The sequence below is a fragment of the Ciceribacter lividus genome (assembly GCF_003337715.1).
Classification (GTDB): domain Bacteria; phylum Pseudomonadota; class Alphaproteobacteria; order Rhizobiales; family Rhizobiaceae; genus Allorhizobium; species Allorhizobium lividum.
In genome coordinates this window covers 438,838-455,570 of the sequence record NZ_QPIX01000001.1, presented here as the reverse complement: position 1 = coordinate 455,570, position 16,733 = coordinate 438,838, and the positions used below count along the sequence as shown (strand labels likewise).

Below are 16,733 nucleotides of genomic sequence, written 5' to 3'. Positions count from 1 at the left end.
ATCAGGCAAGCGGGCTGGAACCCACTCGCTCTGATACCTGGCTCTATTCGAGCGGGATTGCCACGAAGCGCAGGTCGCCGACGGGATTTGCGATCATCATGTGGGCGCTGCGACGTCCCTCGCCTTTCAGGCGCTGCAGCACCTCGGCGACGCGGTCCGGCGTTTCCATGAACTCCTGGGCCACCTCGACGATCACCTCGCCGGCGACAAGCCCCTTTTCAGCGGCCGCCGAACCGGCCTCGACGGCGGTGATCACCACGCCTTCGACACTCTCGGCGATCGAGAACTTCTGGCGTGCCGCGTCGTCGAGCGCAGCAAGCGACAGCCCGAGCCTTTCCACGCTCGCCGGCGCATCGGGTGTTGCCTCGTCGGACGGCTGGTCGCCCGGCTGCTGCTCGCCGGTCTCCGGCGACGGCGTCCCCTCACCCTGCGGGGCCTCCGTCACGTCGCTCTGCGAATCGGCCGGCTCGTCTTCGAGACGGCCGAGCTTGACCTTGACCGTCTGTTCCTTTCCGTCACGAACGAGCACGACCTCGACCTCGGCGCCGACCGTGCTCTCGGCCACGCTCCGCATGAGATCGCGGCTCTCGCTGATGTCCTTGCCGTCGAAGCGAAGGATCACGTCGCCGGTCCGGATCGGGCCGTTTTCGACCGGACCGCCCTTGATGACACCGCTGACGAGTGCGCCCTTGCTGCTCTTCAGCCCGAGGCTCGCCGCAACGGCGTCGGTCACCGGCTGGATGCGCACGCCGAGCCAGCCGCGCCGCGTCTCGCCGAACTCCTTGAGCTGCCGGATGACGTTTTCGGCAAGTTCCGTCGGCACGGCGAAGCCGATGCCGATCGAGCCGCCGCTCGGCGAGATGATCGCCGTATTGATGCCGATGACTTCGCCGTCCATGTTGAACAGCGGGCCGCCGGAATTGCCCTTGTTGATCGCCGCGTCGGTCTGGATGAAGTTGTCGTAAGGTCCGGCATTGATATTGCGGCCGCGTGCCGAAACGATGCCCATCGACACCGATCCGCCGAGCCCGAACGGGTTGCCGATGGCCATCACCCAGTCGCCGATGCGCATCTTGCGCGAATCACCGAACTTCACCGCCGTCAGCGGCTTCGGCGGCTCCACCTTGAGCACCGAAAGATCGGTCTTCGTGTCCGTGCCGACCAGCCTGGCCTTGAGCTTGGAGCCGTCCGAGAAGATTGCCTCGATGTCGTCGGCGTTTTCGATCACGTGGTTGTTGGTGACGATGAAGCCGCTCGGATCGATGACGAAACCGGAACCCAGCGAATTGACCTTCTGATTGCCGCCGCCCTCGCGGTTCTTGTAGAAATCGTCAAAGAACTCCTGGAAGGGCGAGCCCTCGGGCACCTGCGGCATCGGCCCGCGCTCCTCCTCCTTGACGTTCTGCGAGGTTGCGATGTTCACGACCGCACCGATCAGGCCCTCTGCGAGATTGGCCACCGACTCCGGTCCGGTCGGCTGTGCCTCTGCCACCGCGACAGGCCCCATCGTCGCGCCGAACGCGAAGGCCGCCCCGACAAGGCCGGTGATGAGGCGCTTCGATCTCGTGGAGGCGTTCGCAGTCATGAGGTTTCCCCGTTTGTCATCGTTGGTTCAGTGCCCGAACTGATTTGGCCCAGTGCCCGAACCATAAGGCGGATTGATGACCGGCGAAACGGCTTTTACCCGCGCACCAGCCAGACGATCACGACCCCGAGCGCCACCGCGGCAAGACCCGAAAACCTCAGGTGCTGCTCGGGTATCTCCGGCAGGAGTTTCGCCATCGCCACCAGAAAGTGAGGGGCCAGTGCGTACACCAGCCCCTCGATGATCAGGAAGAATGCAAATCCGGTGACCAGATCCGACATCGTCAGACCCGGTCAGTTGCCGGTCTGCGGTTCAGGCTGCGCCGGCGGGGCGGACGGCTTGCCGTCCGAACCGTTGAAGAAGCGGAAGAACTCCGACTTCGGCGACAGCACCATGCTGCTTCCCTCCGGCGTGTCGAAGGCGCCGGTGTAGGCCTGCATCGAGCGATAGAACTCGAAGAAGGACGGATCGCGGGTGAATGCCTCGCCGAAGATACGGTTGCGTTCGGCATCGCCCTGACCGCGCAGGATTTCCGAATCCCGCTGGGCCTCGGCCTGAAGCTCGACGACCTGGCGGTCGGCGATCGCGCGGCGGCGCTGGCCTTCTTCGTTACCGCGGGCGCGGATCAGTTCGGCTTCGGCCAGACGCTCCGCCTTCATGCGCTCGAACGTCTGCTGGGAGACTTCCTGCGTCAGGTCGGTGCGGCGGATGCGCACGTCCTCGATGGTGAGGCCGAGCGACTCGGCGTCGGTCTTGAGGTCCGCTGCGACCTCCTGCATCATTGACGAACGCTCGTCCGACAGTGCGGCTTCGAAGCCGCGCAAGCCGTAGACGCGACGCAACGATGCGTCGAGGCGGGTACGCAGACGTGCCTCCGCGGACTCGCGGTCACCGGAGACCGTCTCGCGGAAGCGGCGGGCGTCGGTGATCTTGTAGACGACGAAAGCATCGACCTCGTAGAACTTGCCGCCGGAAACCTGCACGCGGATGTTGTCGAGGTCGAGGCGCAGGGCGAGGTCTTCGACATACTGAACCCGGTCGGCATCCATGAAGGCGAACGGCAGTTTGAAATAGAGGCCCGGCTCCTTGTGTACGGCCTGGATCTGGCCGAAGCGCACGACGATCGCCTGCTGGCGCTCGTTGACGACGAAGACCGACGAATAGACCAGAAGCAGCAGGGCTGCGAAAGCGATCAGGAAATAGGGCAGACGATTGGACATGATCAGTTGCCCCCCTGCGACTTGCGGCCAAGTTCGTTGAGCGGCAGGTAGGGAACGACCCCCTCCTGCTCATCGATGATCACCTTCTGCGAATTCTTCAGAACCTGCTCCATGGTTTCGAGATAGAGACGCTTGCGGGTGACGTCCGGCGCCTTCGTGTACTGCTCGTAGATCGAGACAAAGCGCTGGGCCTCACCTTCGGCCTCCTTGACAACGCGGTCCTTGTAGGCGGCCGCCTCTTCACGGATCTGCGCCGCCTGGCCTCGCGCCTGGCCGAGCTTCTGATTGGCGTACTTGTTCGCTTCCTCGACGAAGCGGTCCTCGTCCTGCTCGGCCCGCTGTACCTCGTCGAAGGCATCGGCGACCTCGCGCGGCGGTGCCGCATCCTCGATCGCGACCGCGTTGATCGCGAGGCCCGCGCCGTAATGGTCCATCGTGCCCTGGATGATGCCCTTCACGTCGGCGGCGATCTGCTGACGCGCGTCACGGAAGATGTCTTGCGCCGGGCGACGGCCTACCACTTCGCGCATCGCGCTCTCGGCGACCTGCTGCAGCGTTTCCGGCGGGCTTTCAAGGTTGAACAGGTACGCCTTCGGGTCGGTCACGGTGAACAGCACCGAGAACTGCACGTTGACGATGTTCTGGTCCCCGGAGAGCATCAGGCCGGCCGTCGAGGTCGAGGACGCCTTGGCGCCGATGTTCTGCTGCTGCTCGGTCACCTTGACGATTTCGACGGTTTCGAGCGGCCAGAAATGGAAATGCAGGCCCGGCATCGAGACCTCGTCCTTCGGCTTGCCGAAGCGCAGCTCGACACCGCGCTCGTCCGGCTGCACCGTATAGATGGACTGGATCAGCCAGAAAGCGGCGAGCACGACGACCAGAGCAAAGATGACGCCACCGTTGAATCCGCCCGGAATGATGTTCTTCAAGCGGTCCTGGCCCCGGCGAATGAGCTCCTCGAGATCCGGTGGGGTATTGCCGCCGCCGCGTGGACGGTTCGGCCCCTGCCCCCAGGGACCCTGATTATTGCCGCCGCCGCCCCAAGGGCCGCCGCCGTTCTGATTGCTCCAGGGCATCAAGACCTCTTCTGTTGAAAATGCTCCCAGCCTCGCCCGCATCACGGGGATGCGCCGATCCTCGGACCGTTATAAGTATCGCGCGAGCCGCTTTCAACGGAACGGCGCGAACTTCTTCGGAAGAACGGTAAAATAGTCGACTATGCCGCAGTCCGCCGGCGATAAATGGCGTAACGTGTTGGGTACGTATCCTTTTCGCCCGCAGGCACGGAGGTCTCCGTTACCCTTTCGAAAAGCGCGGGATCGATCGGCGGAAAGGTCGTGTCTCCTTCCACCTCGGCCTCGACATGGGTCACGTGCAGTTCGTCCACGAAGGGGAGCACCTGCCGATAGATCTCGCCGCCGCCGACGATACAGATTTCGCCGGCACCGGTCTCGGTCGCGATGACCCTGGCACGCGTGATGGCGGCATCGACGGTTTCGAAGACTTCGACGCCCTCGGGACGGAAATCGGCACTGCGACTAACGATCAGGTGCGGACGACCCGGCAACGGCCGCCCGATCGATTCAAACGTCTTGCGCCCCATCACGAGGGGCTTGCCGAGCGTCAGGGCCTTGAACCGCCTGAGATCGGTGGAGAGCCTCCACGGCATGTCGCCCTCGCGGCCGATGACGCCGTTCTCGGCGACGGCAACGACGATCGTGGTCTTGATGGGGCTCACGCCATTCTCCCGCATGTTGTTCGCACGGCAAACGTCAGACCGCGATCGGTGCCTTGATGGTTGAATCGGCTTCGTAGCCTTCGAGCGTAAAGTCCTCAAACTTGAAGGAGAAAATGTCCTTCACCTGCGGATCGATCCGCATCCGCGGCAGGGCTTTCGGCGTGCGCGTCAGCTGCAGCTTCGCCTGTTCGAAATGGTTGGAATAAAGATGGGCGTCGCCGAACGTGTGGACGAAATCGCCGGGCTCGAGACCGGTCACCTGCGCGACCATCATCGTCAGGAGCGCGTAGGAGGCGATGTTGAACGGCACGCCGAGGAAGATATCGGCAGAGCGCTGGTAGAGCTGGCAGGAGAGTCGCCCGTCGGCGACGTAGAACTGGAACAGGCAGTGGCAGGGCGGCAGCGCCATGTCGTCCACTTCCGCCGGGTTCCAGGCGCTGACGATGTGACGGCGCGAATAGGGATTCTTGCGGATGCCCTCGACCAGATTGACGATCTGGTCGATACGGCGACCATCCGGCGCCGGCCAGGAGCGCCACTGCGCACCGTAGACAGGGCCTAGATTGCCGTTCTCGTCGGCCCATTCATCCCAGATCGTCACGCCATGCTCGTGCAGGTAGGCGATGTTGGTATCGCCCTTGAGGAACCAGAGAAGCTCGTGGATGATCGAGCGCAAATGCAGCTTCTTGGTCGTCAGGACCGGAAAGCCCTCCTGAAGATCGAAGCGCATCTGGTATCCGAAGACGGAACGCGTGCCCGTGCCCGTACGGTCGCCCCGGTCGCTGCCGTGTTCCAAGACGTGGCTCAGAAGGTCGAGATATTGCTTCATGGTTCCGCCGCTGATTCATCCAGGCCCCCATACTAGAGGCCGTTCACGGCAGAACCAAGCTTCTCGCGCTCTTTTCCCCGGGAACTCGATGCCTCAGACGGCGTCGAGCTTCCCGAGTTGCTTGGCGACCAGGTAGTAGAAGGTCACGCGCGACTTCGAGCGGTCGTCGGCCATGGCGAGGCAGGTACTCTTGATCGCTGCGTCGGCCGCATCGCCGTCGACGCCTAGCTTCTTGCCGCACCAGCTTTCCTTCACGCGGGCAAGCTCCGATTCGGACGAGCAGGAAACCAGAGCGGAATCCCTGTCGCGCAACGCAATCCCGAGATGACGGACGATCCGACCGACCGTCCCTTCATCTGCAGCACTGTCGTACTTATGAACATCTGCAAGATAGTCCTTCATGTCCCTGTCTCCGCCGATACTCGATGCCGCGTTCTTTGCATTCATTGCAGGTGAAGGATGCTCCCGGCAGAGAAAACCGTCAACAAGTTCGGTTGACGCACCCGGACGGAGGCCCCATTGCCTGCAGAAACACCGGTTACATCATCCGCGTCACGGGCGGACACCAATGTCCTTTTTCGGGCCTTTCTTGAAAACGCGGCGAAAAGGCTGGCGAATACTTAGCGAATTCGGCAGAAGATCCGAACCGAAGAGAAGGACGAGAGGCCGATGGCTGGTAGTGTATTGATGTCTGCGTTCGCGTCCCGCACCGCCACGAGCCTTTGGGTCATCATCGCCATGCTGTTTGCCGCACCCGGCGCCGACGCCGGCCCCGCCCCCGGACAGTTCGCCGGCCGATGGGTCATTCAGTCCGGTGGCACGGATGGATGCACCCTCGAGCTGCAAAGCGAGCGGAGCGGCGGTCGCCTCGTCGCCCGCAGCAAAGGCTGCAAAGGAACACTTGCGTCGGTTCGTGCGTGGAAGCCGGTCCCCCGCGGCCTGTCGTTGCTCGACAAGGACGGAACCGCGATCGTCACCTTCGAACCGGTCCGCGGCATCCTCTTCGGCCGGCTCGTCGACGGCACACTGGTCGCGATGCGACGTATTCACGATTGAGCCGTGCAGTTGAACCTTTGGATGTATTTCATATTGACACAACTATAGATGTAAATCATCCTTCCTCTCAGCCTCGGCGTGGGCTTTGAAGCAAGCGAAACGAGAGGTGTTGAGATGAGAGTGGAATACGAACCGTCCGGCCTGAGCGCCGTTCAGACCCTTGGCCTCGATCCGATAGCCTTTGCCGGCGCCGTGCCGGTATGGGTCAACAACAACAAGGAAAACATCAATCCGAAAGGCGACAATGCCAGGATCTCCTTTCAGAACCACACCTACACGGTGACCTACACCGTTAACGGCAACATGACGGTGTTCTTCATCGTCAACGTACAGCCCTGAGGAGCACGGCGCCCCACTGTTCCCTACAGTGCCGGCACGCGGCAGGGGCGGCGAAGGCCGCCCTGCATCCGCCGGAGAGCACCCGCGGAGGTGCCACCCCTCGCCCTCCGCGCGTACCCTGTCCGGCCACCTTTCCCCCTTCGCACACCGGGACTGAAAAAACGGCAGCGTCCCACCCTTTTCATCCGCCCCGGAACGACCTATATGGGGAGTGCCGGCTCTCGGGCCGGCTATGGCAATAAACGGTCGGTGTAATAAACCTATTGGACCCGGGGGCGGTACCCGGCGCCTCCACCAAAAACCGGTCGGTGACGGAGCTCTTTCCGGACCGGCTTTTGATGGGGGCGAAATAGGATCGACAAGGGCGTAAAGATCGAACTTTTGCTCGGCATGATACCGCCGTTATCGGGTCACAAGAGTAGTTGCAAACGACAACAACGCTCAGGGTTATGCTCTCGCTGCCTAATGGCGGTGCGGGAAACCCACACTAAAGCCCTTCTGGTTAGCACCTGAAGGCGGGGTTCGAAGGCACCTGGCAACAGAAGCCTTCACCTACTCCCCTGATGACAATTCATGTATTATGCTTCCGTAAGACTCGCCAACCGGGGCTTTCCCCGCATCCGGTGCCATGGCATATAGCCTTGGAAAAGACGTCACAGAAGAAAGACAGGATCACATGGGGCAGGACCATATTCGCTACGACATTCTGGCTCAGGACGCGCTGCGCGGTGTCATTCGAAAGGTTTTGACGGAAGTGGCGGCGACAGGCCGCCTGCCGGGTGATCATCACTTCTTCATCACCTTCCTGACCGGTGCGCCGGGTGTCAGGATTTCCCAGCACCTGAAGGCGAAGTATGCCGAGCAGATGACCATCGTCATCCAGCACCAGTTCTGGGACCTGAAGGTCACCGAGACCCAGTTCGAGATCGGCCTTTCCTTCTCCGACACACCGGAAAAGCTGGTCATCCCGTTCAACGCGATCCGCGGCTTCTACGATCCGTCCGTCAACTTCGAGCTGGAATTCGACGTTCCGCTCGCCGACGAGGACGAGGAGAGCGCCGAAATCACCGCCTACCCGCTGGCCGCCGCTGAGGAACCGCAGGAGCCGGTCGCCACCAAGGACGGCGAGGAAGACAAGAAGCCGGCTTCGGTCGTTTCCCTCGACGCCTTCCGCAAAAAGCATTAGCCGGCCTGCGCGGGCGGGAACGTCCCGCCTGCAAGCCTTGCCCGGAGCCGTGTCATGGCCGCAGACGTCGTCAACCTTCGCCAGTACAAGAAGACGAAAGCCCGTGCCGAAAAGGACAGGACGGCGGAGCAGAACCGTATCCTGTTCGGACGCACAAAGGCGGAAAAGGAACTGACACGGGCGGAGCGGGAAAAGGCCGAAAAGACGCTCGACCAGGGCAAGCTCGAACGCCCGGCACCGGACGACAGCAAATCCTGATAGAGATTCAGCCTCAACATCTTACGGGCAGTTCGGGACTCATTTTCTCAGGGACTTGAATCAGTTTGGCAACGGCGACGATTCGCAAACGCTCGGCGACCCTTCACGGCCACCGCACGAGCTTTTCCCTCGAGGATGCCTTCTGGGACGAGCTGAAGATCATCGCGGCAGAGCGCGCCCTGCCGCTTGCCGCCCTCGTCGCCGAGATCGACGACAAACGTCCGCCTGGCAGCAATCTCTCCTCCGCCCTCAGGCTCCACGTACTCGACTGGCTGAAGAGCGGCCGGCATTTCCAGGAAGGATAGGAAAGGCAGGCCGCCCGGCCACTTACGGCTTTGCCGGACAGGGCGCGGCCTTGACCGGCGTCAGCCCCGCCTCCATGCGGCTCATCGAATGCTGCCAGATGTCGGCGCCATCCTTCTCGAAGATCTGGCGGTCGAGCCAGTATTCGCCCTCGCCCGTGCAGAGCGCCCCGGTGACCACGCTGTCGTGCAGCACGTCGGCCCGACCGATATGACAACTGTATTCGTAGCCGCTGACGGCGACGATCCCCTTCGCCCGCGCCTCCTCGAAGCGGGTCGGCCCCATCGCGCAGCCGCCCTCCGTCGTGTCGCCCGGCGCGCTGTAACCCGTCTTCGTCTTGGCGAGCTCGCCGAAAAACGCCGCCGCCGGTTCACTGATCGCTGGCTCGATGTCGTAGCCCCAGTCCTTGAGCCGGAAGGCGACCGCCTCCTGGAAGTCATTGAAGTTTCCCCTTCCCCGGCAAGCCGCGGAATCGGAGCACTTGAGATAGCTGTCCTCGAGCTTCGGGTTGATCTCGTCGAAGACCATGAACTCGAAGGCGCTGCTGTAGAGGCCGAGAAGAGCGGCGTTGGCGAGCGCGCCCGCACATGCGCCGGGATACTGCTCCTCTCCGCACAACTTCATCGTTCGCAGCAGAGCCCGCTCGACGACCGGCCGGTATGCCGCCTCCTTGGTCACGTCGACGAACTTGCCGTCGCGGAGCGCCTGGACCTGAACCGGAGGCACCGATCCCGCATAGGGTGCGAAGGCATAGAGGAAACGCTGGTCGGCAAGCTCGAACTCGTAGATGCCGTCGCCATCGAGATCGACCGGATGGACCACATCGCCATCGAACTGGCCGAGTTCGACGACTTTGATGCCGTCATCGGTCGAGAGCGCCACCCGCGCCTCGATGCAACAGTGGGCACCGCCCGTGTAGGAGGTGAAGAGGACCGCCGGATCGGACCAGTCGAACTTGTAGATGCCGAGCGTTCCGAAGCCACGCCCCTCGGGGACGCTCTCGGCCTTGATCGTCGCAGACCCCTTCCCTTCGCGGGAAACTTCGAGGTAGGCGGTCGCCGTACCGTCGACATTGTCCTGGCCCTTGAGCGTCAGCGTCCATCCTTCGGACGTGTAGCTCTTGCCGAAGTCTTCCGACTTCCACGACACGAGATCGTTCATGCCGATGTAATCGGGTTCGGCCGGCTTGAACTCGCCACGCTCCACCGCCTGTGCGCAGCCGAGGATCTGTTTCAGCGTGTCGCTCGATCCGCCGAGCGAATAGGGTCCGTAGTTGACGTTATCCACCCGCAGGCTGAGCCGCGACGCGCCCCTCAAGGCGGACATGAAGCTCTCGCTCGGATCAGAGACATAGAGGCCTCCGAAGCCCTCGTCGGTATCGGCCCGCATGGTTCCGTCCCAGCGCTGCCGGTCAGTGCGGATCTCGACCTTGTAGTCCTTCTCGTCGGTCACCCAGGCGAATTTCGGCCCGGCGATCATGACGACGATCTCGCGGCTCGACGGGCGGATGAAATAGAGCCCGTCCGAGGCCTTCGGAACGGCGATACAGTTGTTCTGCTGCCGGTCGTAGCTCACCGTCCAGCCGCGGTTCTCGGCGAAGGTGACATAGCGTTCCTCCGCCCGAACCTCCGCGGCGAAGAGGAACGGCATAACCAGGATCGCCTGAACGAGATATAGAAGTATGCGCATGTCATGTCCCCCTGTCCTCAACGCGCCGGAACGCCATCGCCCGGCGCCCTGACCACCCCTCTGCCGTCCCCCCTCGCACGGTCGAGATCATTGATACCGGTCAGTTCACGCCCGGCAGATCCTCGAACCGTAATTTCGGCGGGGTCCCTCCGGTCGTCGGGCCGGCCGGCGGTGGTTCCTCTGCCGGCGACGTTGCGGCGCCCGCAGGCGGTTGCGCCGTTCCGGCACCCTCTTCGATCGCCCGCTGCCGCGCCGCCTCTTCCTCCGCAGCCCGGCGCTCAGCTTCCTCCTCCGCCGCCTTGCGGGCCAGGGCATCGGCCTCCGCCTGCCGGCGAGCCTCTTCCTCCAGCCGGGCCCGTTCGGCCGCCGCGACCTTCTCGCGTTCCGCCGCCCGGAACTTGTAGAGCGCCGCCTCGCGTCTCAACCGCTGCTTCTCGAGGACGTTGGATTGCAGTGTCTCTACCCGACGGCGCTCCCGCTCGAAGGCCCGCAGCGAAAGGTAATTGGTGACGTCCGTGACATCGAGGGAGCGTTCCGGCGCTGGCAGCCGGCCGGAAAACCTGACGCGAATGTCGGGATCGGCGCCGGCGAGATCGCCCGTTCCCACCTCCGGTGAAACGGTGACGACGGCTTCCGTCGCACCGCTGCGCAGGTCGATCCTCGCATCGCCGCCGAGCCTGGCGAGCGCATTGTCGGCGACGAGATTCTGCGCCCGCACGACGCCGTCACCGATGTTGAAGGGAATGATCAGCGCCCCGAAGGAGGCACTCCTTTCAGACACCAGATTCTCCACGAGCGGCCGCACCTTGCTTTCGTCAGGTTCTCCCTCGATGAGGTCGGCGGCGGCGAGCAGCGGCGGCAGATAGCCGAGGTCGAAGTGCGGCACGACGACGTCCGAAAGCCGTATCTCGCCCGAGCCGTTGATCGACGAGACGAGGCCCGCGACGGTCCCGCCGGTCGCCTCGGCGACCGCAGTGAGGTCGAAGCGCCCGGTAATCTGCGGCGGCGTCACGCCCTCGCCGGCGCCGGCGAAAACGGTCGCGAGATCGCCGTTCTCCAGCGTCAGGCGGCTCTGCAGGAAAGCCGTCTTCTCGGCATTGGAAAGACTGATCCGCCCCTTGAGATCGCCGCCCAGCCACTTGCCTGCAGCATCCTCCAGCACCAGTTCGCCGGTGCGGCCGGTCAGATGGCCGGAGAAATCCTCCACCTTTCCGAGAACGCTCGGCCAGAACGTCGACGAACGGAGCGAGAGATCGAGGTCGGGGACCTCGATCGGCGCGGCGATGGCGCCGGTCGAGAGGCCTCCGGTCGCAGGGTCGGTAACGGGCCCTGCCACTGCCTCCGCCAGCCAGGCGAGGTCGACCGTATCGAGGTCAAGCGCACCGCCGGCGCGCAGGCCCGGCTCCTTCCAGTCGAGCGAGAGACTGCCATGGACGGTATTGCCGGCAAGGGCTCCGTCGATCGCGTCGATCTTCGCCGTACCGTCGCCGATCTCCGCCGCGGCCGAGAGCGCCACCGGCAGGCCGGCGCCGGATTGCGGAAGCCCGATGCCTGCGATCATCAGATATGGTTCGAGATCGGAGCTGCGCAGCGATGTCTGCAGGCTCCCCTGCAGGAACCGCCCTGCCCGGAGATCGAGCCGACCTTTTGCCGTCAGCAAGGTCTCGGTCCCGGAGAATGTCACCACCGTGTCGGCCGGGGCATCCGCTTGCGCCCTGAGCGAGACCGAGAGACGGCCGGGCTCGGAAGACGGGATCGGCAACGGGTCCAGTCCGGCCTGTCCGAAAAGGATTTGCGCGTCCGGGTTTTCGAGACTCGCCTCGAGTGTCATGGCGCCCGGCAGTGGTGGAATCGTCTCCCGGCCGTAGTCGAGCGCGACACGGCTGCCGTTCGCCACGCCGCCCAGCTTGACCGACATGGCGGCATCCGCCCCCGAAAGGACAACATGCGCCTTGAGGTCCGCCCCGGCGTACCAGCGGGCGTTGCGAACGAGCGTGTCGAGCGCCGGGTGAGCCGGAACACGCGCCTTCAGTATGGCGAGAAACGGGCCGGGGTCTGCCGCCGCAAATGCGAGGTCGGCCTCGCCTGTCGGATCCGAAAACCCGCCCTCGATCGTCCCGGTCGCGGAGATCTTCGCGCCCGAAAGGTCGCCGATGTTGAGACGCTCGACCGCCATCCTCTCGCCGTCGGCCGTAAAGACCGCGTCGACATTCTTAGCGACGATGTCGGAGGCGGCCAGCCTCTCGACCTTGAGACGGCCCGCAATCCGCTGCGCGAAAAGGTTTGCTCCGGCCTCGTCGCCAGCGACGAGCGTCGCAAGCGCACGGACCGCGTTCAGGTCGATCTCGTTCCCGGTGAGGTCGACCGACAGGTTTGGCGCCGTACCGTCGCGCGACTCGCGTTCGACACGGCCGTTGAGAATACCCGCTCCCATCGCAAGCTCCAGCCGCTCGAAGCGCTGGAGCTCGGGCGTCAGGTCCACTTTCGCCGAGAAACCGGCAGTCTTCATCTCGCGGATCGCCGGATCGACATCGCCGGTAATCCACGCGGCGAGCCCCGAAGGTTGCGTCGAGGCAACCAGCAGGTCGCCGCGAAAAGACGGCTCGCCCTTGAGGTCCAGCGTTCCGCTCGCCTCGACCTGCGTTCGGCCGGGGAGCGTCGCGAGCACGCGCTCGACCGTCCAGCCGGTGCCGGCGGGCCGCACGTCGAGCCGGATGTCGCGCAACACCGTGTCGCCGGCGACGATCGCCGGCAGTGCGAGGCTCGCCTTGCCCGGGACCGATGGGATCGGGATACGGGCGGCAATGGCGACCAACCGGTCAAGACGCTCGCGGACCGAGACCACGACGTGCCGACTCGTCTTTCCCTTCTGAGCCCCCTCGCCGATGCGGTTGACGTCGATCTGCTGGCCGTCGGCCGTCAGCAGGAATTCCGGGTGCGCGCCGGTATCCAGCGTCGCCTCGCCGGTGACGGCGTAGGGATTTTCGGCATCGCCGAGCTCAAGGCGATAGGAAGGGACGCGGACGCGCTCGTTCGTCAGCTCGAATTCGCCCTTGACCTTCGGCGCGACCGGATTTGCGCCGCCCACCTGAGGCTCGGCAGCGGCTGCGTCACCCTCAGCTATCTGCCACGCGGCCTGGAAATTGCCCTTGTAGAGTGGTTTGCCGTCGCTGAGCGTCAGACCGCCGGAAAGATCGATCTCGAACGGCCGCGTGTCCGGCAGGAGACGGACGTTCAGCGGCACGGCGCCGGTCTTCGTGTCCGGCTGCAGGCTCGAAAGGTGGAAGCGGCCGGCCTCGCCGTCGACGGAGGCGTGCCCGTCCACGGTCCAGGGGCCTGCGAGCGAGCGAGCGGACATGTCAGCGTCGAAGCCAGAAACGATGCGGGTGCGGCCCGACTGCTCGTCGATGAATTCGACCACGCCGCCGCTCACATGCACGCGCTCCAGCACGACGGTCCGCGCCGGGATCTCGGCCGCGCTGCCGCGCGCCCAGTCGAGCGTCCCGTCGGAAAGCAGGCGGATGCGGGCCTTCGGCTCCTCGATGCGCATGTCGAAGATGCGCGCCTCGCCGGAGAGGAACGGCGCCAGTTCCGCATCCATCGAAAAGCGGGCGACACTGACGAGCGGCGAGCCGTCGCGGTCCGATCCGACGGTGACGTCATGCAGCGTGACGGAGGGGAACGGCAGGATGCGGGCCTCGACCGCCCCGTGGACGGTGACCTTCTTGCCGAGGATACGGCTCGCCTGGTCCTCGAAGTCGGATCGGAAATTCGTCCAGTCGACAAAGAACGGCGCCAGCAGCGCCGCGAAGAGCGCCGCCACCAAGAGACCACCGAGTGCCACCAATATGCGTCCGAGCACGACCCGTCGACTCCCGTTGCTCCCTACCCAAGATACCAGTGGTCCAGGGCAAATATTTGCATTCCGCTACGGCAATCGCCAGCCCAAATGTCGGATTCGGCACTCCTTTCCGTCACAGGCGGAAGATCTTGCCAGGGTTGAAGATATTGTTCGGATCGAGGCTCTTCTTGATCGCCCGCATGACCGGAAGCGCCGAGCCGAGCTCCTGTTCGAGGTAGGACATCTTGCCCTGTCCGACGCCGTGCTCGCCGGTGCAGGTGCCGCCCATCGCGAGCGCCCGGCCGTTCAGGCGGGCCATGAACGCCTCGGCGCGGGCGAGATCCGCCGGCTTCTTGTCGTCGAAGAGCATCAGCACATGGAAATTGCCGTCGCCGGCATGACCGACGATGGGTGCCAGAAGCCCCGTTTCGCGGATATCCGCCTGGGTCTCGGCCACGCAGTCGGCGAGCCGCGAGATCGGCACGCAGACATCCGTCGAAAGGCCGTTCAGCTCCGGCGCCAGCGCGCGCCCTGCCCAGTAGGCGTTGTGCCGCGCCTTCCAGAGCTGCGCGCGTTCCTCGGCATTGGCGGTGTAGCGATATTCGTCGGCGCCGCACTCTGCGGCGATTTCGGAAAACTGCTCCGATTGCAGTGCTACTGTCTCCTCGGTGCCGTGGAATTCGAGAAAGAGCGTCGGTTTCTCCGCATAGGAGAGCTTCGAATAGGCGTTGCAGGCCTTGATCTGCATCTCGTCGAGAAGTTCGATGCGGGCGACCGGGATGCCCATCTGGATCGTCATGATGACCGCATCGCAGGCGGCTTTCAGGCTCGGGAAGGCGCAAACGCCGCCGCCGATCTTCGCCGGTATGCCCTGCAGCTTCAGCGTCACCGAGGTGATGATGCCGAGCGTTCCCTCCGACCCGATATAGAGCCGCGTGAGGTCGTATCCGGCCGACGACTTCTTCGCCCGCTGCGCGGTGCGGATTTCCTCGCCGTCGGCGGTCACAACGGTGAGCGACAGCACATTGTCCTTCATCGTGCCGTACCGCACGGCATTGGTGCCGGAGGCCCGCGTCGCCGTCATACCGCCGATCGAGGCGTTCGCACCCGGATCGATCGGGAAGAAGAGGCCTGTATCGCGCAGATAGGTGTTGAGTTCCTCGCGCGTCACACCCGGCTCGACGGTGCAGTCGAGGTCCTCGGCATTCACTTCTAGCACGCTGTTCATGCGGCTGAAGTCGACGGATATCCCGCCGCTAGGCGCGTTCAGGTGCCCCTCCAGCGAAGAGCCGGTGCCGAACGGGATCATCGGCACCTTGTGGGCTACGCATGTCTTCACCACCGTCTTCACGTCGTCGGCGCTTTCCACGAAGACGACGCCGTCGGGAAGCTGGGCCGGCAGGTAGGTGGTCGTGTGGGTGTGCTGCTCGCGGAACGACTGACCGGTCTGGAAACGCTCGCCGAAGGTCTGTTTGAGGATGCCGAGGACGGCCGCGATCCCCTCCTCGTTGCGCGTTCCCGGCTGCACGTCCTTCATCGCCATGTCGTCGCTCTCCCTGTCCCGACGTCCCGGCGCGCCGCGCCATTCAACGTCTGTCCAATGTGGTATGGGACAGGAGTTCACCCCTTGTCCAGTGACGAGGCCCGGCCGCGAGAGCCAATTCACAGCGCTGCCGCGTCCCGCCGCATTGCGGAGACCGCCGGCGATCGCCTATGAATGCGGGGATGGTCAGGTTCCTCAAATATCTCGCCCTGGTGTTCATCGCGATCGGTATGGCCGCCGGCTATGCTTGGTGGAACTACGACGCCATCGTCGCGGCGATCCTGCACCCGCAGACGAGCGCGGCAAGCGCTTCCGACGACAGCTTCTCGCTCGTCACCGCCGACGGCCACCACTTCGCCCTTTCGGAGCTCGACGCCGCGATCGCCAGCTTTCCTGCCGCTGACGTTCAGCAAAAGCCGCTCGTCCTCTACGTCCACGGCTTCGGCCCCGAACCGGACGGCGATTTCGGCCTCTACACCATGGAGGAACTCGCCAAAGGTGCCGGCGCCGACGTCATCATGTTCCGCTGGCCCTCCTGGATATCGGTGAGGGAGTTTCCGGTCCTCAATGCGAAAGCGGCAAGCGAGCGGCTCGTCGCGCTCCTGCGCCAGGTGGCAGAGCGCCGGGAGCCCGGCGGAACGCTTGCCGGAAGGCCACTCGTGATCGTCGCCCATTCGCTCGCCGGAGAGGTCCTTCGCCATGTCGGAGAGGCCGACGCCGCGCTGCCAACCGGGCTCGCCGCACGCATCCTCTTCGCGGTCCCGGAGACGGGGCTGCCCGGCCACCGTGCCTGGATGGAGAAGCTCACCTTTGCGGACGAGATCTTCGTCTTCATCAACAAGGACGATCCGGCGCTCCAGGTGGCGACGACCATGTTCGGCGAGGCGAGACTCGGACGCTCTCTCGAAAACCTCGACGGCAGCGCCGAACCGCTCGCCGCCAATGCCGACTACATCGTTCTCGATCCGGAAAGCTGGCGACACTACTTTTTCGTTTCGGGCCAGCGCAACGAGGCGATCGACGAAGTCTTCGGCGAGATTCTTCGCCGCGGCAGCGCCGCGCTCTCCAACCGCTACCTGCGCCGTGAGCCGGCCGGCAACGCCTACACGGTCGTCGGCCCCGGCACCGAGCAGCCGGAGGGCTGAC

Annotated in this window: 16 protein-coding genes and 1 other RNA gene; 7 read left to right on the top strand and 10 right to left on the bottom strand. The window is 64.3% G+C overall.

Annotated features, from left to right (window positions below):
- Positions 1-43: 43 nt before the first annotated feature.
- The 7 genes from DFR48_RS02180 to DFR48_RS02150 all read right to left on the bottom strand — a co-directional run bounded on the left by DFR48_RS02180 (position 44) and on the right by DFR48_RS02150 (position 5,774).
- On the bottom strand, positions 44-1,585 hold the full coding sequence (locus DFR48_RS02180) for a Do family serine endopeptidase (RefSeq protein ID WP_114361493.1): 1,542 nt from the start codon (positions 1,583-1,585) through the stop codon (positions 44-46).
- Between the two features lie 95 nt (positions 1,586-1,680).
- Positions 1,681-1,866: a DUF2065 domain-containing protein gene (locus DFR48_RS02175; protein WP_112688163.1), complete on the bottom strand. Its 186-nt coding sequence runs from the start codon at positions 1,864-1,866 to the stop codon at positions 1,681-1,683.
- Between the two features lie 12 nt (positions 1,867-1,878).
- The gene (gene hflC, locus DFR48_RS02170; RefSeq protein WP_170141779.1) at positions 1,879-2,805 is read right to left on the bottom strand and encodes a protease modulator HflC; all 927 of its coding nucleotides are present in this window, start codon (positions 2,803-2,805) and stop codon (positions 1,879-1,881) included.
- A 2-nt stretch (positions 2,806-2,807) separates the two neighbouring features.
- Entirely contained in the window at positions 2,808-3,881 is a 1,074-nt protein-coding gene (gene hflK, locus DFR48_RS02165) for an FtsH protease activity modulator HflK (RefSeq protein ID WP_114361491.1), read from the bottom strand.
- A 140-nt stretch (positions 3,882-4,021) separates the two neighbouring features.
- A complete protein-coding gene (locus tag DFR48_RS02160) occupies positions 4,022-4,543 on the bottom strand; it encodes a dihydrofolate reductase (protein WP_210205951.1) in 522 nt (173 codons plus the stop codon).
- A gap of 34 nt (positions 4,544-4,577) precedes the next feature.
- A complete protein-coding gene (locus DFR48_RS02155) occupies positions 4,578-5,372 on the bottom strand; it encodes a thymidylate synthase (protein ID WP_114361489.1) in 795 nt (264 codons plus the stop codon).
- 93 nt (positions 5,373-5,465) lie between these two features.
- Positions 5,466-5,774: a DUF2853 family protein gene (locus tag DFR48_RS02150; RefSeq protein WP_114361822.1), complete on the bottom strand. Its 309-nt coding sequence runs from the start codon at positions 5,772-5,774 to the stop codon at positions 5,466-5,468.
- 267 nt (positions 5,775-6,041) lie between these two features.
- Here DFR48_RS02150 and DFR48_RS02145 point away from each other — a divergent pair, with 267 nt between their 5' ends.
- The 6 genes from DFR48_RS02145 to DFR48_RS02120 all read left to right on the top strand — a co-directional run bounded on the left by DFR48_RS02145 (position 6,042) and on the right by DFR48_RS02120 (position 8,516).
- Positions 6,042-6,428: an AprI/Inh family metalloprotease inhibitor gene (locus DFR48_RS02145; RefSeq protein ID WP_114361488.1), complete on the top strand. Its 387-nt coding sequence runs from the start codon at positions 6,042-6,044 to the stop codon at positions 6,426-6,428.
- A gap of 114 nt (positions 6,429-6,542) precedes the next feature.
- Complete coding sequence (locus DFR48_RS02140; RefSeq protein ID WP_114361487.1) at positions 6,543-6,767, top strand: hypothetical protein; 225 nt, start codon at positions 6,543-6,545, stop codon at positions 6,765-6,767.
- Positions 6,768-6,941: 174 nt separating this feature from the next.
- Positions 6,942-7,320, top strand: a transfer-messenger RNA (tmRNA) gene (ssrA, locus tag DFR48_RS02135).
- Between the two features lie 123 nt (positions 7,321-7,443).
- Positions 7,444-7,953 carry an SspB family protein gene (locus tag DFR48_RS02130; protein ID WP_114361486.1) on the top strand — a complete coding sequence of 170 codons (510 nt, stop codon included), beginning with the start codon at positions 7,444-7,446 and terminating at the stop codon, positions 7,951-7,953.
- A gap of 54 nt (positions 7,954-8,007) precedes the next feature.
- A complete protein-coding gene (locus DFR48_RS02125) occupies positions 8,008-8,211 on the top strand; it encodes a DUF4169 family protein (RefSeq protein ID WP_114361485.1) in 204 nt (67 codons plus the stop codon).
- Between the two features lie 65 nt (positions 8,212-8,276).
- Positions 8,277-8,516 carry a ribbon-helix-helix domain-containing protein gene (locus tag DFR48_RS02120; protein WP_245415488.1) on the top strand — a complete coding sequence of 80 codons (240 nt, stop codon included), beginning with the start codon at positions 8,277-8,279 and terminating at the stop codon, positions 8,514-8,516.
- Positions 8,517-8,538: 22 nt separating this feature from the next.
- Here DFR48_RS02120 and DFR48_RS02115 read toward each other — a convergent pair whose 3' ends face one another.
- From DFR48_RS02115 to DFR48_RS02105, 3 genes are all read right to left on the bottom strand, one after another.
- A complete protein-coding gene (locus DFR48_RS02115) occupies positions 8,539-10,203 on the bottom strand; it encodes a hypothetical protein (RefSeq protein ID WP_114361484.1) in 1,665 nt (554 codons plus the stop codon).
- 100 nt (positions 10,204-10,303) lie between these two features.
- Entirely contained in the window at positions 10,304-14,065 is a 3,762-nt protein-coding gene (locus DFR48_RS02110; protein WP_114361483.1) for an AsmA family protein, read from the bottom strand.
- 112 nt (positions 14,066-14,177) lie between these two features.
- Positions 14,178-15,587, bottom strand: coding sequence for an FAD-binding oxidoreductase (locus DFR48_RS02105; RefSeq protein WP_114361482.1), 1,410 nt, complete (start codon positions 15,585-15,587; stop codon positions 14,178-14,180).
- Positions 15,588-15,769: 182 nt separating this feature from the next.
- On the opposite strand from DFR48_RS02105, the gene DFR48_RS02100 reads away from it, so the two are divergent.
- The gene (locus DFR48_RS02100; protein ID WP_170141778.1) at positions 15,770-16,732 is read left to right on the top strand and encodes an alpha/beta hydrolase; all 963 of its coding nucleotides are present in this window, start codon (positions 15,770-15,772) and stop codon (positions 16,730-16,732) included.
- The last annotated feature ends 1 nt before the right edge of the window (position 16,733 follow it).